Annotated in this window: 23 protein-coding genes; 8 read left to right on the top strand and 15 right to left on the bottom strand. The window is 66.0% G+C overall.

The window, feature by feature from the left end; all coding sequences use genetic code 11:
* Window positions 1-26: 26 nt before the first annotated feature.
* Complete coding sequence (locus tag SNE35_RS15185; protein WP_320423755.1) at window positions 27-398, top strand: hypothetical protein; 372 nt, start codon at window positions 27-29, stop codon at window positions 396-398.
* Window positions 399-406: 8 nt separating this feature from the next.
* On the opposite strand, the gene SNE35_RS15180 is transcribed toward SNE35_RS15185, so the two are convergent.
* From SNE35_RS15180 to SNE35_RS15125, 12 genes are all read right to left on the bottom strand, one after another.
* Entirely contained in the window at window positions 407-883 is a 477-nt protein-coding gene (locus SNE35_RS15180) for a DUF2269 family protein (RefSeq protein ID WP_320423754.1), read from the bottom strand.
* Complete coding sequence (locus tag SNE35_RS15175) at window positions 880-1,245, bottom strand: DoxX-like family protein (protein WP_320423753.1); 366 nt, start codon at window positions 1,243-1,245, stop codon at window positions 880-882. The genes SNE35_RS15180 and SNE35_RS15175 overlap by 4 nt, the downstream gene beginning before the upstream one ends.
* Window positions 1,227-2,093, bottom strand: coding sequence for an NAD-dependent epimerase/dehydratase family protein (locus tag SNE35_RS15170; protein WP_320423752.1), 867 nt, complete (start codon window positions 2,091-2,093; stop codon window positions 1,227-1,229). Before SNE35_RS15170 ends, SNE35_RS15175 begins: the two co-directional genes overlap by 19 nt.
* A 5-nt stretch (window positions 2,094-2,098) precedes the next feature.
* Window positions 2,099-2,554, bottom strand: coding sequence for a thiol-disulfide oxidoreductase DCC family protein (locus tag SNE35_RS15165; protein ID WP_320423751.1), 456 nt, complete (start codon window positions 2,552-2,554; stop codon window positions 2,099-2,101).
* 58 nt (window positions 2,555-2,612) lie between these two features.
* Entirely contained in the window at window positions 2,613-3,146 is a 534-nt protein-coding gene (locus SNE35_RS15160) for a GbsR/MarR family transcriptional regulator (RefSeq protein ID WP_320423750.1), read from the bottom strand.
* 50 nt (window positions 3,147-3,196) lie between these two features.
* The gene (locus SNE35_RS15155; RefSeq protein ID WP_320423749.1) at window positions 3,197-4,885 is read right to left on the bottom strand and encodes a putative bifunctional diguanylate cyclase/phosphodiesterase; all 1,689 of its coding nucleotides are present in this window, start codon (window positions 4,883-4,885) and stop codon (window positions 3,197-3,199) included.
* Window positions 4,886-4,975: 90 nt separating this feature from the next.
* Window positions 4,976-7,567, bottom strand: a complete 2,592-nt coding sequence (gene acnB, locus SNE35_RS15150; protein ID WP_320423748.1) for a bifunctional aconitate hydratase 2/2-methylisocitrate dehydratase — start codon at window positions 7,565-7,567, stop codon at window positions 4,976-4,978.
* Window positions 7,568-7,596: 29 nt separating this feature from the next.
* Window positions 7,597-8,022: a type II toxin-antitoxin system VapC family toxin gene (locus SNE35_RS15145; protein WP_320423747.1), complete on the bottom strand. Its 426-nt coding sequence runs from the start codon at window positions 8,020-8,022 to the stop codon at window positions 7,597-7,599.
* Between the two features lie 7 nt (window positions 8,023-8,029).
* Window positions 8,030-8,275, bottom strand: coding sequence for an AbrB/MazE/SpoVT family DNA-binding domain-containing protein (locus SNE35_RS15140; protein WP_077038149.1), 246 nt, complete (start codon window positions 8,273-8,275; stop codon window positions 8,030-8,032).
* Between the two features lie 119 nt (window positions 8,276-8,394).
* The gene (locus SNE35_RS15135) at window positions 8,395-9,135 is read right to left on the bottom strand and encodes a hypothetical protein (protein WP_320423746.1); all 741 of its coding nucleotides are present in this window, start codon (window positions 9,133-9,135) and stop codon (window positions 8,395-8,397) included.
* Between the two features lie 109 nt (window positions 9,136-9,244).
* Window positions 9,245-10,228, bottom strand: coding sequence for an HpcH/HpaI aldolase/citrate lyase family protein (locus SNE35_RS15130; protein ID WP_320423745.1), 984 nt, complete (start codon window positions 10,226-10,228; stop codon window positions 9,245-9,247).
* A 67-nt stretch (window positions 10,229-10,295) separates the two neighbouring features.
* Window positions 10,296-11,285 (bottom strand): malate dehydrogenase, encoded by a 990-nt coding sequence (locus tag SNE35_RS15125; RefSeq protein WP_320423744.1) that lies wholly within the window; start codon window positions 11,283-11,285, stop codon window positions 10,296-10,298.
* A 192-nt stretch (window positions 11,286-11,477) separates the two neighbouring features.
* On the opposite strand from SNE35_RS15125, the gene SNE35_RS15120 reads away from it, so the two are divergent.
* The 7 genes from SNE35_RS15120 to gltA all read left to right on the top strand — a co-directional run bounded on the left by SNE35_RS15120 (window position 11,478) and on the right by gltA (window position 17,381).
* Window positions 11,478-12,254, top strand: a complete 777-nt coding sequence (locus tag SNE35_RS15120) for a GntR family transcriptional regulator (RefSeq protein WP_320423743.1) — start codon at window positions 11,478-11,480, stop codon at window positions 12,252-12,254.
* 123 nt (window positions 12,255-12,377) lie between these two features.
* The gene (gene sdhC, locus SNE35_RS15115) at window positions 12,378-12,824 is read left to right on the top strand and encodes a succinate dehydrogenase, cytochrome b556 subunit (RefSeq protein ID WP_320423742.1); all 447 of its coding nucleotides are present in this window, start codon (window positions 12,378-12,380) and stop codon (window positions 12,822-12,824) included.
* A gap of 22 nt (window positions 12,825-12,846) precedes the next feature.
* Window positions 12,847-13,206: a succinate dehydrogenase, hydrophobic membrane anchor protein gene (gene sdhD / locus SNE35_RS15110; protein ID WP_320423741.1), complete on the top strand. Its 360-nt coding sequence runs from the start codon at window positions 12,847-12,849 to the stop codon at window positions 13,204-13,206.
* Between the two features lie 5 nt (window positions 13,207-13,211).
* Window positions 13,212-15,017 carry a succinate dehydrogenase flavoprotein subunit gene (sdhA, locus tag SNE35_RS15105; protein WP_320423740.1) on the top strand — a complete coding sequence of 602 codons (1,806 nt, stop codon included), beginning with the start codon at window positions 13,212-13,214 and terminating at the stop codon, window positions 15,015-15,017.
* A gap of 12 nt (window positions 15,018-15,029) precedes the next feature.
* Window positions 15,030-15,731: a succinate dehydrogenase iron-sulfur subunit gene (locus SNE35_RS15100; protein WP_320423739.1), complete on the top strand. Its 702-nt coding sequence runs from the start codon at window positions 15,030-15,032 to the stop codon at window positions 15,729-15,731.
* A gap of 23 nt (window positions 15,732-15,754) precedes the next feature.
* The gene (locus tag SNE35_RS15095) at window positions 15,755-16,036 is read left to right on the top strand and encodes an FAD assembly factor SdhE (protein WP_320423738.1); all 282 of its coding nucleotides are present in this window, start codon (window positions 15,755-15,757) and stop codon (window positions 16,034-16,036) included.
* A gap of 34 nt (window positions 16,037-16,070) precedes the next feature.
* Window positions 16,071-17,381, top strand: coding sequence for a citrate synthase (gene gltA / locus SNE35_RS15090; RefSeq protein WP_320423737.1), 1,311 nt, complete (start codon window positions 16,071-16,073; stop codon window positions 17,379-17,381).
* A gap of 108 nt (window positions 17,382-17,489) precedes the next feature.
* On the opposite strand, the gene SNE35_RS15085 is transcribed toward gltA, so the two are convergent.
* The 3 genes from SNE35_RS15085 to SNE35_RS15075 are packed head-to-tail and all read right to left on the bottom strand — an operon-like array spanning window position 17,490 to window position 20,754.
* Window positions 17,490-18,707, bottom strand: a complete 1,218-nt coding sequence (locus SNE35_RS15085) for a hypothetical protein (RefSeq protein ID WP_320423736.1) — start codon at window positions 18,705-18,707, stop codon at window positions 17,490-17,492.
* A complete protein-coding gene (locus tag SNE35_RS15080) occupies window positions 18,707-20,053 on the bottom strand; it encodes a PilX N-terminal domain-containing pilus assembly protein (RefSeq protein WP_320423735.1) in 1,347 nt (448 codons plus the stop codon). Before SNE35_RS15080 ends, SNE35_RS15085 begins: the two co-directional genes overlap by 1 nt.
* On the bottom strand, window positions 20,035-20,754 hold the full coding sequence (locus SNE35_RS15075; protein ID WP_431312743.1) for a PilW family protein: 720 nt from the start codon (window positions 20,752-20,754) through the stop codon (window positions 20,035-20,037). Before SNE35_RS15075 ends, SNE35_RS15080 begins: the two co-directional genes overlap by 19 nt.
* Between the last annotated feature and the right edge of the window lie 26 nt (window positions 20,755-20,780).

The raw sequence follows: 20,780 nt of genomic DNA, 5'->3' as shown, positions 1-20,780 counted from the left end.
GATGCCAGTTCGAAGAGAATCGGCGGATGGCAGAGGGTCGGACGCTTCGGACAGGAATTCGCACGGTCGCCGTGGGCGCGGCGCTGGCCGCCGTCGTGCTGGGCGCGGTGGCGGGCCGGCAAGGCTACATGCTGCTGAAGTTCAAGCTGCCACAACTGGTCAGCGGTGCGGCCTCGGTGCCCGATTTCATGGTCGAGCGCCGTTTCGAGCGCTTCGACGACGAAGCCACGCTCGCACTGCAGCGCGGCGACTGCCGCGGTGACGCCGTCCAGATCACGCGCCTGCACGACGGCTCGGCCATCGCGATCTGCGGACATCCGGGTTCCGAAGGGCCAGTGCGCGTGTACACCGCGGGCTCGGCAGATGTGCTGGCGTTCAAGGGCTTGCTGGGTACTTGATCGCGGGCTCAGCCCCAGAGCATTGGCTTGTTCACCATCAGCCAGAAGACCAGCAGCATCGCCAGGAAGGCCGGGTAGCCGAGGGCTTCCCAGCGGCGTGCGTAGCGGTCGTAGGCGGGTGCAAGCGGCGCGCCCCTGCGTTGAGCCTCGGCGGCCATCTGCGCCATCCGCCATTGCAACCAGACCACCGGCAACCAGCAGGCACCAGCCAGTGCGTAGAGGGCCAGTGCTGCAACGATCCAGGGCGTCGTCCACGGCCATCCCGCCTGCGCGGCCAGCCACAGGCCGCTGAGCGGCTGGAAGATCACCGCGGGCGTGGTGAACCAGGTGTCGGCACGCACGACGAGGCGGGCCACGACCGCTTGCGCGGCCAGTTGCCCGCTGCGGTTCGCGAAGAAGAAGTAGAAGGCCGAGCCGAAGCCGGTGCCGACCATCAGCACGCTGGAGAGGATGTGCAGGGTCTTGACGAGCAGATAGAGGTTCATGCGGGCGCATCCTCGTGCAGGAGATAGAGCAGGGTGGCGATTGGGAGGTTCTTCAGCAGCCGCCCGAGCGGATCGAGCCACAGATCGGGCAGAAGCACCGTGGCGACCAGCGTCATGACGATCATGTTCAGCGCGCACAGGATGTAGATCCAGCGCCGGTGCCAGCGCCACAGCGCCAGGCCCAGCACAGCGTCCAGCGCGTCGCCAGCGGCGATCAACGGGGCATGCCAGCCGGCCGCAACACCTGCCCTCGCGAGCAGGGCCTCACCCTCGCCGCCGATCATGCTGACCACCGCCGTGGCCAGCCAGACGACGACGAGGCTGGCGAGCGCCAGGTGAAGTTTCAGCGGCAGCGCGGCCATGCGAGCCTCACGAAGTGATGGGGTGATACCGGCGGGCGGCCGAGCAGGGAGCCGAGCACTGCTGCATCGCCGACGTTGTCCTGCTGCAGCAAGGCCAGCGTCTCGCTGCACCAGGTCTGCCAGGGCAGGTGATCGCCGAGGCGGGCGCTCCAGCGGCTCGGGGCTTCGGGCAGCGGCAGCAGGCGGGCCGGCCTTTGCTGGCCGTGCTGCGTGCGCAAGGTGGCGATGAAGGCGGCCAGCGTCAGCGCCTCGGGGCCGACGGCATCGACACGGGCCGGCGGCACCTCCGCCTGGATCAGCGCGAGGCAAGCTTCGGCCAGGTCCGTCACCGCGATCGGTTGCACGCGGGTACGCAACGCGGCGGCGGGCAGCGGTAGCAAGGGCAGGCGGGCCATCGTCATGAACAGCCTCGAACTGGCGCCGCCCGGACCGAAGACGATGCTGGGCCGCACGACGGTGGCATGGGGCAACCGGCCGGCCGCGCGGTGCGCTTCGAGTGCGCGTTCGGCCAGCAGCTTGGTCTGCGCATAGCGCGTCGCATTGCCGTCTATGCCCAGCGCGGAGATGTGGATTACGCGGCGCGAGCCTTGTGCGGCACAGGCCTCGAACAGCGCGCGGGGTGCGTCGGCATGGACGGCCTGCATCGGGCGTTGATGGCTGTCGCGCAGCACGCCGACGGCGTTGACGACGATGTCCACACCTTCGAGATGCGGCTGCCAGGCCTCGGGCGTCAACAGGCGCGCGAAGTCGAGCCGCGGCGTGCGCACCGGATGACCGGCCGCCTTGGCGAAATCGGCGATGGCGCTGCCGATGAAGCCGCGAGCGCCGAGGACGAGGATGGTGGACATGGTGCTCATCTCCGGGGCAGGGCGCAGTTGCCGTTCGCACAGTTCGCTCGCGCGGCCCGCTCGGCGGCGCGGCGCAGGACGGTGCCGAAGATCAGGTTCGACAGCCAGCGCGGTACGAGGTAGCGGTGGCGGGCAATGCGCGCATAGATCGCCTCGCTGAGCGGCGCGACCAGGGGCAGGCCGGTGATGGCGGCCACCTGCGGAATGCCGACGGCGCCATAGGCCAGTCGAAACACCTCGACGCCGCGCAGCACGCGGCCGTCGGTGGTGAGGCCGTGCATCAAGGTCATCAACTGCTCGCGATTCGTATTCGGCGGCGGTGCATCGAAGGCGGGATCGGCGATGTCCACGAAATTCAGCAGGCCCGCCGTGTTGCGCAGCATCAGGTTGCGCATCTCGCCGTCGCACAGCGGGCAGGCCGAGTCGTAGTACAGGGTCAGCGGAAATGTGGTGTTTCGCATGATCATCTCGATATTTCAGTAAAAACAGAAATTGAAGATCAAAAAAAGGCGGTGACCTTCAGGCGCCGCTATCGCCCCGGACGAACTTCTGCACGCTGGCCCCCATCTTCAGCACCTTCTGCAAGGTGCTTGGCGACAGGCGCAGCATTTCGTCGGACCAGGAGCCCAGCGTGGCCATGAAGGCAAGCGTCTCCCGCACGCGGTCTTGCGCGTCGGGGGCTTCGCGCGCGAAGTCGTCGCCTTGCGTGAGCTCGTTCAGCAGCCGCACGGTGGGTTCGAACTCGCGCTCGCGCCGCTCACGGACGATGGTGCGGAACAGCTCCCAGACATCCAGCGAGGTTTCGAAGTAGTCGCGCCGGTCGCCCAACTGATGGGTGACGCGGATCAGGTTCCAGTTCTGCAACTCCTTCAGGCTGTTGCTGACGTTGGAGCGCGCCACCGAGAGCGTCTCGGAGATCTCCTCGGCATGCAGCGGCTTGCCGTGGAAGTAGAGCAGGGCATGAATCTGCGCGACGGTGCGGTTGACGCCCCAGGCCGAGCCCATCTCGCCCCAGTGAATGACGAAGCGGTGGGCGGTGTTGCTGAGTTCCATGGTGCTCAGTTTATGTTTTTCGATATTTCTGTCAATAGAGAAATTCAAGCCTATGGACGCGCCATCCGGGCGAGCAGATAGGCTGTGGCTTCAGCGGCCGGCAGCGGTCGGCTGAACAGATAACCCTGGCAGACATCGCAGTCGCGTTCGCGCAGTGCCTGGGCCTGAGACTCCGTCTCGACGCCCTCGGCCACCACCTGCAGGCCCAGCTTGTGGGCCAGCGCGATGATGCCGGCGCAGAGGTCGGCGTCGCGGGCATCGTGGGCGATTCCGGTGACGAAATGGCGGTCCAGCTTCAGCGTGTCGACCGGCAATCGCTTGAGGTAGGCCATCGAGGAGTAGCCGGTGCCGAAATCGTCGATGGACAGGTGTACGCCTTCGCTGGCCAGCTCCTGCAGGATGGCGATGGCTGCTTCGGGCTCTTCCATCATCATCGATTCGGTGACCTCCATTTCGAGCTGACCGGGCTCGATGCCGTGGCGCTGCACGCTGCCGCAGACGCTGTCCATCAGCTGCGCGCTTCTCAGCTCGCTGGGCGACAGGTTGACGGCCACGCCCACGCGGCCAAGGCCGTCGGCGCGCCACCGGGCCATCTGACGGCAGGCTTCCTCGACGACCCAGGGGCCAATCTGCACGAGCAGCCCCAGTTGCTCAGCCAGGGGGATGAAGTCGCTTGGCGGCACGAGGCCAAGGCCCGGGCGCCGCCAGCGCAGCAGCGCTTCCAGGCCGACGACGCTGCCGTCGCGGGCGCTCAGTTTCGGCTGGTAGTGCAGTTCGAACTGGCCGGCGGCGAGCGCGCCGCGCAGGTCGTGCTCCAGGTCGACCCGGCGCGACGTGGCCGCGGCTAGCTCCGGGCTGTAGCGCTGGCAGCGGTCGCGGCCGCGTTCCTTGGCGTGGTACATCGCGGCCTCGGCATGCGCGATCAACTCGCCGGGCTGCTCCGCATCCTGCGGATACAGGGCCAGGCCCGCGCTGCTGCTGAGGCGGAACGGCTTGCCCAGCAATATGAAGGGCTCGGCCAGGCAGTGGCGCAGCGCTTCGGCGCGAGCCGCCGCGTCGCGGTACGGCAGGATGGCCGCGAACTCGTCGCCGCCGGTGCGCGCCATGCTCGCGCCGGGCGGCAGCGCGTGGCGCAGGCGCTGCGCGGCCTCACGCAGCATGTGGTCACCCGCCTCCTGTCCCAGGTGCGAATTGATCAGCTTGAACTGGTCGAAGTCGATCAGCACCACGGCCAGTTCCAGGCCGTCGCGGGCTGCCAGACGTATCTCCAGTGCGAGTTCGTCCTGCAGCTGAAGGCGGTTGGGGAGGCCCGTCAGCGGATCGGTGAGGCGCTGGCGCTCCAGCGTCTGGCGCAGGCGCAGCAGCTCGGTCGTTTCAGTGGAGAAACCGATCACGCACAGCGAGCCGTCCTCGCGCCGCAGCGGCAGCTTGACGGACCAGTAGTGCCGGGTGTTGCCGTCCTTGTCGATGATCTGCTCCTCGCAGGCGAGGCGGCTCATGGTGTCGAGGACCTGGCGGTCGATGGCCATCAGGTTGTCGGCGATTTGCGAGGGGAGCAGGTCGGCATCGGTGCGGCCGAGCACTTCGGCGGCAGCTCGATCGTAGAGCCGCAGCACCCGGTCGTTGGCGTACAGATAGCGGCCCTCGGCATCCTTCAGGTAGACGTGGGCGTCGACATTGGCCAGTACCGTGCGCAGCAGGCCGAGTTGCTCGGCCGGGGAGGAGAGCAGCGTGTCCATGGAACGTGGGAGTTAGGCCCCGCCGCGAGGATACGCAAAAAAACGGCCCGCCGAGGGCGGGCCGTTTCAGGGCTGGAAGTGCCAGAGTACTCAGGCAGCCACGCTCTTCGCCGCGTCCGCATACTCCTCGATCTGGTCGAAGTTCATGTAGCGGTACACGCTCGCCTTGTCGGCATCGATGATGCCCATTTCCTTCAGGTACTCGGCGGCCGTGGGCAGCTTGCCCAGGCGCGATGCGATGGCGGCCAGTTCGGCCGAGCCCAGGAACACGTTGGTGTTCTTGCCCAGGCGGTTCGGGAAGTTGCGGGTGGAGGTGGAGATCACCGTCGCGCCTTCGCGGACCTGCGCCTGGTTGCCCATGCACAGCGAGCAGCCGGGCATCTCGGTGCGCGCACCGGCGGTGCCGAAGGCGGCGTAGTGGCCTTCCTTGATCAGCTCGCTCTGGTCCATCTTGGTCGGCGGGGCGACCCACAGCTTGACCGGGATGTCGCGCTGGCCGCCCAGCAGCTTGGCCGCGGCGCGGAAGTGACCGATGTTGGTCATGCAGGAGCCGATGAAGGCTTCGTCGATCTTGGTGCCGGCGACGTCGGACAGGAACTTGGCATCGTCCGGGTCGTTCGGGCAGCAGACGATCGGCTCCTTGATGTCGGCCAGGTCGATCTCGATGACGGCGGCGTACTCGGCGTCCTTGTCGGCTTCCAGCAGTTCCGGGTTGGCCAGCCAGGCTTCGACCTTCTCGATGCGGCGCTGCAGCGTCTTCGAGTCGGCATAGCCGTCGGCGATCATGTTCTTCATCAGCACGACGTTGCTGGTGAGGTATTCCTTGATCGGCGCCGGGTTCAGCTTGATCGTGCAGCCGGCGGCGGAGCGCTCGGCCGAGGCATCGCTCAGCTCGAAAGCCTGTTCGACCTTCAGGTCCGGCAGGCCTTCGATCTCGAGGATGCGGCCCGAGAAGACGTTCTTCTTGCCGGCCTTGGCGACGGTCAGCAGGCCGGCCTTGATCGCGTACAGCGGGATCGCATGGACCAGGTCACGCAGCGTGACGCCCGGCTGCATCTCGCCCTTGAAGCGGACCAGCACCGATTCCGGCATGTCCAGCGGCATCACGCCGGTGGCAGCGCCGAAGGCGACGAGGCCGGAGCCCGCGGGGAAGGAGATGCCGATCGGGAAGCGGGTGTGCGAGTCGCCGCCGGTGCCGACGGTGTCGGGCAGCAGCAGGCGGTTCAGCCACGAGTGGATCACGCCGTCGCCCGGGCGCAGGGAGACGCCGCCGCGGTTGCTGATGAAGGCGGGCAGCTCGCGGTGCGTCTTCACGTCCACCGGCTTCGGGTAGGCGGCGGTGTGGCAGAAGCTCTGCATGACCAGGTCGGCCGAGAAGCCCAGGCAGGCCAGGTCCTTCAGCTCGTCGCGGGTCATCGGGCCGGTGGTGTCCTGCGAACCCACGGTGGTCATCTTCGGCTCGCAGTAGGTGCCCGGGCGCACGCCCTGGCCCTCGGGCAGGCCGACGGCGCGGCCGACCATCTTCTGCGCCAGCGTGAAGCCGGCCTTGGTTTCGGCCGGGGCTTGCGGCAGGCGGAACTGGGTGGAGGCGGGCAGGCCCAGGAACTCGCGGGCCTTGGCGGTCAGCGAGCGGCCGATGATCAGGTTGATGCGGCCACCGGCGCGCACTTCGTCGAACAGCACGTCGCTCTTCAGCTTGAACTCGGCGACGGTTTCGCCGTTCTTCACCAGCTTGCCGTCATAGGGCAGCACCTGGATGACGTCGCCCATCTCCAGCTTGGAAACGTCGACCTCGATCGGCAGCGAGCCGGAGTCTTCCTGCGTGTTGAAGAAGATCGGCGCGATCTTGCCGCCCAGCGTGACGCCGCCGAAGCGCTTGTTCGGCACGAAGGGGATGTCGTCGCCGGTGGCCCAGATCACGCTGTTCGTCGCGCTCTTGCGCGAGGAGCCGGTGCCGACCACGTCGCCGACGTAGGCCACGACGTGGCCCTTCTTCTTCAGGTCGTCGATGAACTGCATCGGGCCGCGCTTGCCGTCTTCCTCGGGCTTGAACGCCGCGTCGCTGCGGGTGTTCTTCAGCATCGCCAGGTAGTGCAGCGGGATGTCCGGGCGGCTCCAGGCGTCGGGGGCGGGGGACAGGTCGTCGGTGTTGGTCTCGCCGGGCACCTTGAAGACGGTGACGGTGATTTCCTTCTGGACTTCCGGGCGGCTGGTGAACCACTCGGCGTCGGCCCAGCTCTGCATCACGGCCTTGGCGTGCGCGTTGCCGGCCTTGGCCAGCGTGGCGACGTCGTTGAAGTAGTCGAACATCAGCAGCGTCTTCTTCAGCGCGGCGGCGGCGACTTCGGCCACTTCGGCGTCGGACAGCAGCTCGATCAGCGGATGGACGTTGTAGCCGCCCACCATCGTGCCCAGCAGCTCGGTGGCCTTGGCCTTGGAGATGAGCGCGACCTGGATGTCGCCGTGCGCGACGGCGGCCAGGAACGAGGCCTTGACCTTGGCCGCGTCGTCCACGCCCGGGGGCACGCGGTGGGTCAGCAGGTCCAGCAGGAACGCGTCTTCGCCGGCCGGCGGGGCCTTGATCAGCTCGATCAGCTCGGCCACTTGCTTGGCATCGAGGGGCAGCGGCGGGATGCCGAGCGCGGCGCGTTCGGCGACATGTTGGCGATAGGCTTGAAGCATGGAGGTACTCCGGTTGAATCGGGGAGGGGTCAGGTGGGAGCGGCCGGGACGATGATCCGCAGGCCTTTGAAGTAGTCGCGATAGAAGCCCTGGTCGCGGGTGATCAGCGCCTCGCATTGCAGAAGCGCGTGGGCGCCGACGAGGAAATCGGGGATCGCGCGTGGCATGGGCACGGTGTTGCCGGATTCGAGCCGGCGCAGCTTGTACTTGCGCTGCATCTCGCCGGCACGCACGGCGGCGCGGGCGTCGATCGGGGCGTAGCTGAGGCCCATGTCTTCCAGTGCGTCCATCACCTCGCCGCCGTGGCCGAGGCCGGCGGTGACTTCGGCGATGACTACCTCGCAGGCCACCACCGGGCCGCTGGTCAGCGCCAGGCGCAACGCGGCCTCGGCGGCATCGGCGCGCGGGTCGTCGCCGAGCAGGTCGATCAGGATGTTGGTGTCGACGGCGATCATGGTCGGCTTAGACGTCCACCGGATCGCCGGGTGCGCGGCCACGCAGCTCGCGCATGATGTCGTCGGTGGTCACGCCCTCGGGCAGCTTGAAGCGGCCGCGGGCGCGGGAGATCGCGTCGTCGACGTTCTTCCGAAGGATGATGCGGCCGCCATCGAGCTCGACCTTCAGCGTCGTGCCCTTGGTCAAACCCAGTGCATCGCGCACCGCCTTGGGCAGCGTGATCTGCCCGCGTTCGGCAACCGTGGCTTCCATGACCGTCCTTCAGCAAGAACCATTCCGGTATGGAATGGAAAGTATGTACGAATTCTACATACTTTCCATATCCGACAGAAGTAGTCGACGGAAGGGCGGGAGGACGGTGGGCGGCTCGATCAGGGTTGCTTGACGGCGCTGGCTGCGGGCGCCGCTTCGACGGCGGAGGCGGCCGAAGCGGCGACTTCTGCCGCGCTGGCCGCCACTGCGGCTGCCTTCACGGCAGCCGATGCGGCCGACGCGGCTGCATTCGCCGCGGCGGAGGCTGCGGCAGCGGCTGCTGCCGTCTTCTGCGGATCGATGCCCAAGCCGACGTCGGGCGCGACGCCCGATGCGGCCGCGGCTGCCTTGGCGGCGGCCATCGCGGCGATCAGCTCGCGCTGTTGCGGGCTGATGCAGTCGTCCACCAGTCGCTGGCCGAGCTTGACGTCCAGCAGCATCGACTTGTTGGCGATCTGGATCATCAGCGTCTTGCCGGTCACATCCTCCAGGCGCAGCGCGCCGGTCGAGGACAGCACGGGCTTCATCACGAAGGTCTGCTTGCCCAGCGCGACGTCGATGTAGCCGACGTCCTTGGTGTCCTTGCTGATGTGGATCGTCTGCTTGAACTCGCAGTCGTAGGTGCCCAGGTAGGCACGCTCGGCGGCGGCCAGTTGGGCCTCGTCGGCTTCCGGCAGGGGCGGCGGCGGAGGCGGCACGGGCTTGGTGGCTTTCGGCTTGGCCTTGGCTGCGGGTTTGGCGGCAGCAGGCTTGGTCGCGGCCGGCTTGGCGGCGGTCTGTGCATGGGTAGCGCCGTGCGCGGCGGTGGCCACGACGATGGCCAGTGCGGCTGCGAAAGAGGGGTGCTTGAACTTCTTCATCGAACTCCGGGGGGAACGGTGCAAACGGATGGCGCTGAAATGTAGCGTCATCGCATGAAGGGGCGGCAATGCCGCCGGCGGGTCTTTTGTGAGTCTTTGTGCGCTGCGCTCAAGGGGTGAACCAGGCTTGCAACACCTCGGCCGGCAGCGGCTGGCCGGTGCGGTGGGCGCGCTCCAGCACCTGCCAGAAGTAGCGGTAGCTGGCGCGGTCGTGCAAGGTGTCGCGGTGCTGGATCGGCGCCCATTGCTGGGCCTGGGCGGCCTGGATGATCTCGATCGCCTCGTCGATCTCGGCGACGCTGGGCGCGAAGGCATCGATGATCGGCTGGATCTGGTTCGGGTGGATGCTCCACATGCGGGTGTAGCCGAACTCGCGGGCCGCGCGCGTGGCCGCGGCCTGGATCGCGCGGGCGCTCTTGAATTCGGTGACGACGCAGTGCGACGGCGTCTTGCCGTGCGCGTGCGCGGCGGCCGCGATCTCGAGCTTGGCGCGCACGACCAGCGGGTGTGTGAACTGGCCCTCGGCGCTCATGCCGGCGCGCGGAATCGCCCCGCGGTGCGCGGAGACGAAATCCATCAGGCCGAAGGACAGGCTCTCGATGCGCGGATGGGCGGCGATGCGATGCGCGTCGTGCAGGGCGCCGTGCGTCTCGATCAGCACATGCACCGGCAGTGGCTTGGCGATGCCGTGCTTCAGCAATGCGGCGTCGATGAACTCGCAGGCGCTTTCCACATCGGCCAGGCCGCGCGGCTTGGGCACCATCAGGTAGGCGAGCCGCTCGCCGCCGCGCTTGATCAACTCATCGACGTCGGCCTCGAAGGCGGGGTGGCCCAGCGGATGCACGCGCGCGCCGACGCGGCCATGGCGGTTGTTCGCGCTGTGCAGCTGCGAGAGCGCCAACTGCACGTGTTCGGCCTCGCCGCCGATCGGCGCGCCGTCCTCGCAATCGAGCGTGATGTCGAAGACCGGGCCCATCTGCGCCTGCAACTCCAGACTCTTGACCATGCGCGCCTCGACACCGCAATAGTGGTCGACGACGGGCAGGGCGGTGGCGGCATCGCCTTCTTCGAACAGGGCTTGATTCGGATGCATGGAAGCAGGAGGCAAAAAGAAAAGGGCCGGTAAAACCGGCCCCCGAGTGTCGCTGATGAAGCAGTGCTTACAGCAGGTGCTTGACGCCGTCCTGCTCGTCGGTCAGTTCCTTCAGCGTCTTGTTGATGCATTCCTGCGAGAAGGCATCGATCTCCAGGCCCTGGACGATCTTGTACTCGCCGTTCTCGGTGGTCACCGGGAAGCCGAACATGACGTCCTTCGGGATGCCGTAGGAGCCGTCGGACGGGATGCCCATCGTGACCCACTTGCCGTTGGTGCCCAGGGCCCAGTCGCGCATGTGGTCGATGGCGGCGTTGGCGGCCGAGGCGGCCGACGAGAGACCGCGCGCTTCGATGATGGCGGCGCCGCGCTTGCCGACGGTGGGCAGGAACACGTCCTTGTTCCAGACCTGGTCGTTGATCATGGTCTTCACCGATTCGCCGTTGATCGTGGCGAAGCGGTAGTCGGCGTACATCGTCGGCGAGTGGTTGCCCCACACGGCCAGCTTCTCGATGGCGGCCACGGGCTTGCCCGTCTTGGCGGCGATCTGCGAGAGGGCGCGGTTGTGGTCCAGGCGCAGCATGGCAGTGAAGTTCTTGGCCGGCAGGTCCGGGGCCGACTTCATCGCGATGTAGGCGTTGGTGTTGGCCGGGTTGCCGACGACGAGCACCTTGACGTTGCGCGAGGCGACGGCGTTCAGCGCCTTGCCCTGGGCGGTGAAGATCTGGCCGTTGATGGCCAGCAGCTCCGAGCGCTCCATGCCGGCCTTGCGGGGCATCGAGCCGACCAGCAGGGCGTAGTCGGTGTCCTTGAAGGCGGTCATCGGATCGCTGTGCGCTTCCATGCCCACCAGCAGCGGGAAGGCGCAGTCTTCCAGTTCCATCATCACGCCCTTGAGCGCCTTCTGCGGGCCTTCGACCGGCACTTCCAGCAGCTGCAGGATGACGGGCTGATCCTTGCCCAGCATTTCGCCGGAGGCGATGCGGAACAGCAGGGCATAACCGATCTGGCCGGCGGCGCCGGTGACGGCGACGCGAACGGGTTTCTTGAGGCTCATGTGAAAGCTCCGGTGATGTGAGGAATTCGGTGAGGAATGCGTGGGTCCGACGAGCGGTGCGCGGCAAGTTTAGACCAGGGCTAACCCCTAAACCGGCCGGCATGGCGCGGGATTATGCGACGAAATCGCAATGCAGCATTGGCATCTTATGTCTTATAGAAGACCTAGGGTAAGTTTGGTAGACTGCCGCCCATGCCAGCCAGCCCGCCCGCCATTGCCGACGATTCATCCGTGCGTTCGGATGGTGCGGTGGGCGGTCCGTCGTTCAGCCCGCTGTACCGGCAGATCAAGGGTCTCTTGATCACGCGGCTGCAGGCGGGCGAATGGCGCGCAGGCGAGGCGATCCCGAGCGAACAGGAGCTTGCCGCACGCTTCGGCGTCAGCCAGGGCACGGTGCGCAAGGCGGTCGACGAACTCGCCGCCGACAACCTGCTGGTGCGCCGGCAGGGCAAGGGCACCTTCGTTGCCACCCACGCCGAAGAAAAGATCCAGTACCGTTTCCTGCGCCTGACGCCCGACAAGGGTGCCGAGGCCTTGGGCCGCCAACTGCTGGACTGCAAGCGCCAGCGCGCGCCAGCCTGGATCGCCAAGCTGCTGCAGATGCGCGCGGGCGACCCGATGGTGGAAGTGCGCCGCCTGCTGCACAGTGGCGGCCAGCCGGTGGTGCTGGACGAGATCTGGCTGCCCGGCGACCTGTTCAAGGGCCTGACGGCCGAGAAGCTGAACCAGCACCGCGGGCCGTTCTATGGCCTGTTCGAAGCTGAATTTGGCGTGCACATGATCCGCGCCGAGGAGAAGATCCGCGCGGTGGCGGCCGATGCCGACAGCGCCGGACACCTGCAAGTGCCGCTGGGAACGCCGTTGCTGAGCGTCGAGCGGCTGTCCTTTACTTACGGAGACAAGCCGGTGGAACTGCGCCGCGGCCTCTACAACACATCGAACCATTTCTATCGCAACGAGCTGAATTAACAACCCGTTAGCCCGGCGCCGCGAAGATGCGCTGGCCGCACGTGCTCTCCCCGAGAGCATGCTGCATTGCAATAAAATCTTTTGGTTTCACCCTAGTTACAAACAACAAACGCAAGGCTGCCTATGTCAGACACAGCGACCAAGACGGTGACAAAGAGTCGACCGGTATTCCGCAACATCAACGCCTTCACTGATCTGCCGAGCTATCGCCTGCCGGTCGCGGGCTGGATCTCGATCCTGCACCGGATCAGCGGCTTCGTGATGTTCCTGCTGCTGCCCTTCGTCGTCTGGATGTTCGACAAGAGCCTGACCAGCGAAATCTCCTACGACGAGTTCACCAACGTCTTCGTTGCCGGCTGCGGCTATGCGCCGGCCTGGTTTGTGAAGCTGGTGACGCTGGGCCTGCTGTGGTCTTACCTGCACCACTTCACCGCCGGCGTGCGCCACCTGTGGATGGACGCGACGCACAGCGTCAGCAAGGAGCAGGGCCGCAGCAGCGCCGTCGCCACGCTGGCGATCAGCCTGCTGCTGACCGTGCTGCTGGGCGCCAAGCTGTTCGGCCTGTACTGATTCCCTACGGAGAACACAAACAATGAGCACATTCGGCTCCAAGCGCATCGTCACCGGTGCGCATTACGGCCTGCGGGACTGGCTGGTCCAGCGCATCACGGCCGTCCTGATGGCCCTGTTCACCGTCGCACTGCTGGTGCAGTTCCTGATGCCCGGCGCGCTGGGCTATGAGCACTGGGCGGGCATCTTCGCCTCGCAGTGGATGAAGACGCTGACCTTCGTGTTGATCGTCTCGCTCGCCTGGCACGCCTGGGTTGGCATGCGCGACATCTGGATGGATTACGTGCAGCCGGTTGGCGTGCGCCTGGCTCTGCAGGTGTTCACGCTGGTGTGGTTGGTGGGTTGCGCCGGCTGGGCGATCCAGGTGCTTTGGAGGCTTTGAAGAACATGCAAATTGGAACGACGCTTGCAAAGCGCAAGTTTGATGTGGTGATCGTCGGAGCGGGCGGCTCCGGCATGCGCGCCTCGCTGCAGCTGTCCCTGGCGGGCCTGAACGTGGCCGTGCTGTCGAAGGTGTTCCCGACGCGCTCGCACACGGTGGCGGCGCAGGGCGGCATCGGTGCCTCGCTCGGCAATATGAGCGAGGACAACTGGCACTACCACTTCTACGACACGGTGAAGGGTTCCGACTGGCTCGGCGACCAGGACGCGATCGAGTTCATGTGCCGCGAGGCGCCGAAGGTCGTGTACGAGCTCGAGCACTTCGGCATGCCTTTCGACCGCAATGCCGACGGCACGATCTACCAGCGCCCCTTCGGCGGCCACACGGCCAACTACGGCGAGAAGCCGGTCCAGCGCGCCTGCGCCGCGGCCGACCGTACCGGCCATGCGCTGCTGCACACGCTGTACCAGCAGAACGTCAAGGCGCGCACGCAGTTCTTCGTCGAATGGATGGCACTGGACATCATCCGTGACGCTGAAGGCGACACCGTCGGCGTGACCGCGCTCGAGATGGAGACCGGCGAGGTCCACATCCTGGAAGCCAAGACTGTGCTGCTGGCCACCGGCGGTGCGGGCCGCATCTTCGCGGCCTCGACGAACGCCTTCATCAACACCGGCGATGGCCTGGGCATGGCGGCGCGCGCCGGCATCCCGCTGCAGGACATGGAGTTCTGGCAGTTCCACCCGACCGGCGTGGCCGGCGCGGGCGTGCTGCTGACCGAAGGCTGCCGCGGCGAGGGCGCGATCCTGCGCAACGTCAACGGCGAGCGCTTCATGGAGCGCTACGCCCCGACGCTGAAGGACCTGGCCCCGCGCGACTTCGTCTCGCGCTCGATGGACCAGGAGATTAAGGAAGGTCGAGGCTGCGGTCCCAACAAGGACTACATCCTGCTGGACATGACCCACCTTGGCGCCGACACGATCGCCAAGCGTCTGCCTTCGGTGCTGGAGATCGGCCACAACTTTGCCAACGTGGACATCACGAAGGAGCCGATTCCGGTCGTCCCGACGATCCACTACCAGATGGGCGGCATCCCGACGAACATCAACGGCCAGGTGGTGGTGCCCAACAATGGCATCCACAACGAAGTCATCAACGGCCTCTACGCCGTGGGCGAGTGCTCCTGCGTGAGCGTGCACGGCGCGAACCGCCTGGGCACCAACTCGCTGCTGGACCTGCTGGTGTTCGGCCGCGCGGCCGGCAACCACATCGTCGACTTCAATCTGAAGAACAAGACGCACAAGCCCCTGCCCAAGGACGCTGCGGACCGCACGCTGGCCCGCCTGGCGCGCCTGGATTCGAACAGCGGCGGCGAGTACTCGCAGCGCGTGGCGGGCGACATCCGCTCGGCGATGCAGCAGCACGCCGGCGTGTTCCGCACGCAGGCCGGCATGGACGAAGGCGTCACCAAGATCGCCGCGCTGCGCGATCGCGTGAGCAACCTGGCGCTCAAGGACAAGTCCAAGGTCTTCAACACTGCTCGCGTGGAAGCGCTGGAAGTGGAGAACCTGATGGAAGCCGCCCAGGCCACGATGGTTTCCGCCGCCGCCCGCCGCGAATGCCGCGGCGCCCACACGGTGGACGACTACGAACATCCGGCCGACCATCCGACCGCCCCGCTGGGCCGCGACGATGCCAACTGGATGAAGCACACGCTGTGGTACGCCGAAGGCAACCGCCTCGAGTACAAGCCGGTGAACCTGAAGCCGCTGACGGTGGATTCGGTGCCGCCGAAGGTCCGTACTTTCTGACGAGAACAAGACATGAAGCGCACTTTCAAGATCTACCGCTACGACCCGGACAAGGACGCCAAGCCCTACATGCAGACCCTCGAGGTTGAACTCGACGGTCACGAACGCATGCTGCTGGACGCGCTGGTCAAGCTGAAGGAAGTAGATCCGAGCCTGTCCTTCCGCCGCTCCTGCCGCGAGGGCGTCTGCGGTTCGGATGCGATGAACATCAATGGCAAGAACGGCCTGGCCTGCCTGACGAACATGCGCACGTTGTCTGGCGACATCGTGCTCAAACCGCTGCCGGGCCTGCCCGTCGTGCGCGACCTGATCGTCGACATGACGCAGTTCTTCAAGCAGTACAACTCGATCAAGCCGTACCTCGTCAACGACAACCCGCCGCCCGAGAAGGAACGCCTGCAGTCGCCTGTCGAGCGCGAAGAGCTCGATGGCCTGTACGAGTGCATCCTGTGCGCGAGCTGCTCGACGAGCTGCCCGAGCTTCTGGTGGAACCCGGACAAGTTCGTCGGCCCGGCCGGCCTGCTGCAGGCTTACCGCTTCATTGCCGACAGCCGCGACGAAGACACTGCTGCGCGTCTGGACAATCTGGAAGACCCGTACCGCTTGTTCCGTTGCCACACGATCATGAACTGCGTGGACGTCTGCCCGAAGGGGCTGAACCCCACGAAGGCAATCGGCAAGATCAAGGAACTGATGGTCCGCCGGGCCGTCTGATTGCCCGCAGCGGGACTGCTCCAGTGAACCAAAGCAAGACCTCGGACCTGATCGACGAACGCTCGCTCTCCAAACTGCGCTGGCGCTGCCGGCGCGGCCTGTTGGAGAACGATCTGTTCATCGAACGGTTCTTCGAGCGCAACGAGAGCACGCTCACCCAAGGCCAGGCCGAGGGGATGCGCGTGCTGATGGATCTGTCGGACAACGATCTGATGGACCTGTTGCTGCGCCGCAAGGAACCCGAGGGCGAGCTGGATCGTCCCGACGTGAAAGAGGTTCTGGGCCTGCTCAGAACCGCACCCTGAACCCGTACCCCCAAGCAAGTAGAAGGAAGCGACCATGACCCCGTCAGACGTCAAAGCCACGCTATCGTTTTCCGATGGCAGCCCCTCGATGGACCTGCCCCTGTACAAGGGCAGCATCGGCCCGGATGTGATCGACATCCGCAAGCTCTACGCCCAGACCGGCAAGTTCACCTACGACCCCGGCTTCCTGTCGACCGCCTCGTGCAACTCGTCGATCACCTACATCGACGGCGACAAGGGCGAGCTGCTGTATCGCGGCTACCCGATCGAGCAACTGGCCACCAGCTGCGACTACCTCGAGACCTGCTACCTGCTGCTACACGGGGAACTGCCCAATGCGGACGAGAAGGCCAAGTTCGTCAAGACGGTGACCAACCACACGATGGTCAACGAGCAGATGCAGTTCTTCCTGCGCGGCTTCCGTCGTGATGCCCACCCGATGGCGGTGATGACCGGCCTGGTGGGCGCGCTGTCGGCCTTCTATCACGACAGCACGGACATTAATAACCCGGAGCATCGCGAGATCTCGGCTATCCGCCTGATCGCCAAGATGCCGACGCTGGTGGCGATGGCCTACAAGTACACGATCGGCCAGCCCTACATCTATCCGAAGAACGACCTGTCCTACACGGGTAACTTCATGCGGATGATGTTCGGCACGCCCTGCGAGGAGTACGAGCCCAACGACGTGCTGGTGCGCGCGATGGACCGCATCTTCATCTTGCACGCCGATCACGAGCAGAACGCGTCCACCTCCACGGTGCGCCTGTGCGGCTCCTCCGGCACTAACCCGTTCGCAGCCATCGCCGCCGGCGTGGCATGTCTGTGGGGCCCGGCGCACGGCGGCGCCAACGAGGCGGCACTGAACATGCTGCACGACATCCAGAAGCAGGGTGGCGTAGCCAAGATCGGCGAGTTCATCAAGCAGGTGAAGGACAAGAACAGCAGCGTCAAGCTGATGGGCTTCGGACACCGCGTCTACAAGAACTACGACCCGCGCGCCAAGCTGATGCGCGAGACCTGCCACGAAGTGCTCGACGCGCTGGGCCTGCACAACGACCCGCTGTTCAAGCTGGCGATGGAGTTGGAAAAGATCGCGCTGGAAGACGAATACTTCGTCGCCCGCAAGCTCTACCCGAACGTCGACTTCTACTCGGGCATCGTCCAGCGCGCCATCGGCATCCCCGTGCCGCTGTTCACCGCGATCTTCGCGCTGGCCCGCACGGTCGGCTGGATCGCCCAGCTGAACGAGATGATCGGCGATCCGGAGTACAAGATCGGCCGTCCGCGTCAGCTGTTCGTCGGCGCCACGCCGCGGAATGTGAAGCCGATCGGCGAGCGTTGATAGCCAGCTCCCAGGCGGATGCCGTCTGGGAGCTGCGCGCCTACGCCGGTGCTGGTCGACCGACAAAGAGAACCCGCCGGGGCCATACAGGCTCGGCGGGTTTCTCGTTCACGGCTGGTGCTGGACCGTGACGGTATTCGAGTAGATGCCGTTGGCGACGTCGACGCTGTGGCCGGCCGGACAGGTCTGCGCGGCCTTGACGACCAGGAAGTTCTGGTTCAGTAGCGGCGTGTACACGTTCGAATAGTTCAGCGGGTGCTCGCTGTTGCCGGTCGTGCCGTTTCCGTCGTAGTCGGCGCTGTAGCGGCAGACCTTCCAATCATTGCCACCGAGCGTGATGTCGGCGATGTCCAGTTGAGCCGACCAGACCGGTGTGTTGACGACGCCGTTGATCGTCGCGGTGCCGCTGGGGTAGACGATACAGCTGTAGTTGACGAAGCTCTGGGTCGTCACCGCCGCGGCCGGCGCGTCGTCGAAGCACTGATAGGTGGGTAGCGAGGTCGTGGCGCCACTATATGTGGCCAGCACCATATGGAGCGGCAACGCCGTGCTGTTGGGGGTATCCGACACCGGCGGCACCGTGGCGGAGAAACGTATGTAGCCACCCAGGTAGGTCGCGCTGGTCACTGTGCAACTGGACAAGTCGCTCAGTTGGAGCGCCGACGTTGCCGTACCGGCCGGTACCGTGCAGACGCCGGTGATCATGCCGCTGAGGTTGTTGAACACCCAAGCTATCGTGCCGCCAATCTGCGGTTTCAGCGCGCTGGTGCCATTGCTGAGATCGCGCGCGCCGGGCGGCAACAGGGTCTTGCCATTCGGTGGGCGTTGCGTCGCCGTGTACACCGGAGCAATGGAAAGCGCCGCGCTGAGGCCGGGGTCGGCGCGGCTGATGAAGCTGTCGATGCTGACGAACTGCGACTCGTTGGCGCGGTCCAGCCACTGGATCGTGATATTGACGGCGCGGGCCGGCGCGTCGGGCAGCGCAGTGACCTGCTGCGTTACGGTGTAACTGGTGTTGCCGTGGTCGAGCATCTGGGTCGGCAGCGCTGTGGGGGCATCGGGGCTCAGTGGAATGTCGGTCGCGTAGTCGCGCTGGCCCGTGTAGTCGGGCGTCGCAGGCAGCATCAGGACCCCATAGTCGCGGAGCTGCTCCATCTGCTGCTGCGCCATCCGCAACGCATCGCCGCGCTGTTTGGCGAGGTCGGCGCCGCGCCGCATCGTGCCCATCAGGCCGGCAACCGCCACCATGCCGAAGGCCATCACCAGCAGGGCGACGAGCGCCTCGATCAGCGCGACGCCTCGTACGCCGGGCTTGTTCGCCGGCATCACGACTTGGCCTCGCCTTCATACCAGCTGCCAGGCACCCGCACGAAGCTGCCCACGCCGTTGCTGATCGCGTTGATGATCGTGGACTGGTAGTTGATGTCCAGCCGCCCGCCGGTGATCGTCAGATTGCCGCCGCCGATGACCGCGCCGTTCACGATCGCTTGCGAGGATCCAGTGGACACGTTGATGTCGCCTTTGGCGTAGAGCACGCCGTTGATCGTCGTCGTGCCGCTGATCGTGACGTTGCCGTTGACGACAATGACGACCGGCAGGCTGGCAGTGCCAAGGCTGCCGTTGCCGGACAGGCTCAGGTCGCCGTCCACCCACACCATCTGCGCGCCTGTGGCGACGACAGCAGCGAGTGCCGTGGCGTCGCAGCCGCTCGCGCAGCCGGCGTCGCGGATGGCCGGCTGTTGCTGGTACTGCGCCGGTGTCATGCCGAAGAAGCGCGCGAACATGCCCTCCGGCGTGGCACCCGCGGCTGTCAGCGCCGCGTCATTGGTAATCAGCGCCTTCTGACCGGGCGTGCCGGGCAGGCTCTCGAGACGGCCGTCGTCCAGCGTCGTGGCCGCGCCGCCGGCCAGCAACAGCAAGCCGCTGCCGGCCGGATCGGCATTGTGCAGGCCTAGCCCCGCCCCGCCGTCATTGACGTTCTGCAGCACCGTCAATGGCGTCGTCGGCGGCGACTTCAACGCGCTGACCAGTGCGGCCTTGACGGTGGCGTAGGAACTGGCCAGTTGCTGCTGCGTCGCGGCTTCCAGGTTGGGCAAGCTCTTGACGGTGCAAGTGGATGGATTGCTGCCGGAGCAGCCTACCGATACGATCCACACCAAGTTGCTGGCAGCCGGCGTTGCCGTGGGGCCACCGTAGAGGCCGACCTGGAAGCTTGGCTGCAACTGGTTCGTGGGCACCGCGGCGGGTACCGTCGGGGCCCACGGCGCTGCAGTGGGGCAGTTGCAGTCCCAGCCCAAGCCACGGCCGGCCCTGCGCACGCAGGCGGCGAACGGCTTCTCGTAGGAACTGGAGGCGACCGGTTTGAACAGGCCCTGGTTGTCGGTGCCGAGGTAGCGTTGCCGGAAGGTGTTGGTGGCGACGCCAGTGGCTGCCTTGCAGTCGTTTCCGACGTTGACGCCGTTGAGCATTGCCAGCGTCCATTCGAGCCCTGCGTCGGCTGCCTCGACCGCGACGCCGCTGCGGTAGTAGTTGCTAGCGATCCGCTGCTCGAAAATCAGCCCGCGATTGGCGTAAGCGGCCATCATCGCCATGATGAAGAAGAGGATCATCACGACGACCAGCGTCGCTGCGCCGCGCTGCCGATGGGGCAGGCTCATGAAGGGAGGTCGCATGTCGGCAGTACCTGGTCGTTGCGCAGTCGGCTACTGACCTGCAGCGTGCGCTGGACCTTTTCATCACCCTTTGCTTGGCCGGTGATCGTGATGTCGACGCGCCGCACGACCAGGCAGGGGCAGCCCGACGCGCCGGCAGCGCAGTTCTTGTAAGGATTGGCGTAGCTGCCCACTGACATCGGCTGGTCGACCAGCGTGACTTTGAAGTCGGTGATCTTGACGGTATTCGGATCGGTCAGTGGCTGTCGGATGGTGCTTCCATCCGTCGGGACAAACTCGTCCGGCACTTTGCTGACGTCAAAGCTGGCCCGACTATATGCATAGAGGATGCTGGTCGATTGGTCGAGGATGAAGCCAAACGATTCGTTGGTAGCCGGCACCGTCGCCGCTGCCACGTTGGAGGTGGCGTATGCGTAATAGACGAGGTTGTCGTTGATCTTGCTCTTCGACATTGGTGCATAGGCGTTGGTCGGGATGGCGGTATTGGTGGGCGTCCAGACGGCGGTGCCGGATGCCGGTGTGTAGCCGGCGCGACGAAGGTCGCGCAGCATTAGGTCTGCCGCCGCCCGCAGGTCCTGCTGCAACTGCGTTTCCAGCAGCAGACGGCTGTTCTCACTGACCTGGTTGGTCATCATCAGCGAAGCGGCCGCGACAACGATCAGGCCGATCGTGATGCCGACCATCAGTTCAACCAGGCTCAAGCCTCGCTGCCGCAAGCGGCGGGATG

It is taken from the genome of Roseateles agri (assembly GCF_034043675.1).
Lineage (GTDB): Bacteria > Pseudomonadota > Gammaproteobacteria > Burkholderiales > Burkholderiaceae_C > KK5.
Note: the sequence above shows the minus strand (reverse complement) of the source record. Positions and strands in the feature narration are given on the sequence as shown.

Coding starts and splice junctions, on each gene's coding strand:
- SNE35_RS15185 (WP_320423755.1), top strand. CDS start 27: ATGGCAGAGGGTCGGACGCTTCGGACAGGAATTCGCACGGTCGCCGTG.
- SNE35_RS15180 (WP_320423754.1), bottom strand. CDS start 883: ATGAACCTCTATCTGCTCGTCAAGACCCTGCACATCCTCTCCAGCGTG.
- SNE35_RS15175 (WP_320423753.1), bottom strand. CDS start 1,245: ATGGCCGCGCTGCCGCTGAAACTTCACCTGGCGCTCGCCAGCCTCGTC.
- SNE35_RS15170 (WP_320423752.1), bottom strand. CDS start 2,093: ATGTCCACCATCCTCGTCCTCGGCGCTCGCGGCTTCATCGGCAGCGCC.
- SNE35_RS15165 (WP_320423751.1), bottom strand. CDS start 2,554: ATGCGAAACACCACATTTCCGCTGACCCTGTACTACGACTCGGCCTGC.
- SNE35_RS15160 (WP_320423750.1), bottom strand. CDS start 3,146: ATGGAACTCAGCAACACCGCCCACCGCTTCGTCATTCACTGGGGCGAG.
- SNE35_RS15155 (WP_320423749.1), bottom strand. CDS start 4,885: ATGGACACGCTGCTCTCCTCCCCGGCCGAGCAACTCGGCCTGCTGCGC.
- acnB (WP_320423748.1), bottom strand. CDS start 7,567: ATGCTTCAAGCCTATCGCCAACATGTCGCCGAACGCGCCGCGCTCGGC.
- SNE35_RS15145 (WP_320423747.1), bottom strand. CDS start 8,022: ATGATCGCCGTCGACACCAACATCCTGATCGACCTGCTCGGCGACGAC.
- SNE35_RS15140 (WP_077038149.1), bottom strand. CDS start 8,275: ATGGAAGCCACGGTTGCCGAACGCGGGCAGATCACGCTGCCCAAGGCG.
- SNE35_RS15135 (WP_320423746.1), bottom strand. CDS start 9,135: ATGAAGAAGTTCAAGCACCCCTCTTTCGCAGCCGCACTGGCCATCGTC.
- SNE35_RS15130 (WP_320423745.1), bottom strand. CDS start 10,228: ATGCATCCGAATCAAGCCCTGTTCGAAGAAGGCGATGCCGCCACCGCC.
- SNE35_RS15125 (WP_320423744.1), bottom strand. CDS start 11,285: ATGAGCCTCAAGAAACCCGTTCGCGTCGCCGTCACCGGCGCCGCCGGC.
- SNE35_RS15120 (WP_320423743.1), top strand. CDS start 11,478: ATGCCAGCCAGCCCGCCCGCCATTGCCGACGATTCATCCGTGCGTTCG.
- sdhC (WP_320423742.1), top strand. CDS start 12,378: ATGTCAGACACAGCGACCAAGACGGTGACAAAGAGTCGACCGGTATTC.
- sdhD (WP_320423741.1), top strand. CDS start 12,847: ATGAGCACATTCGGCTCCAAGCGCATCGTCACCGGTGCGCATTACGGC.
- sdhA (WP_320423740.1), top strand. CDS start 13,212: ATGCAAATTGGAACGACGCTTGCAAAGCGCAAGTTTGATGTGGTGATC.
- SNE35_RS15100 (WP_320423739.1), top strand. CDS start 15,030: ATGAAGCGCACTTTCAAGATCTACCGCTACGACCCGGACAAGGACGCC.
- gltA (WP_320423737.1), top strand. CDS start 16,071: ATGACCCCGTCAGACGTCAAAGCCACGCTATCGTTTTCCGATGGCAGC.
- SNE35_RS15085 (WP_320423736.1), bottom strand. CDS start 18,707: ATGCCGGCGAACAAGCCCGGCGTACGAGGCGTCGCGCTGATCGAGGCG.
- SNE35_RS15080 (WP_320423735.1), bottom strand. CDS start 20,053: ATGCGACCTCCCTTCATGAGCCTGCCCCATCGGCAGCGCGGCGCAGCG.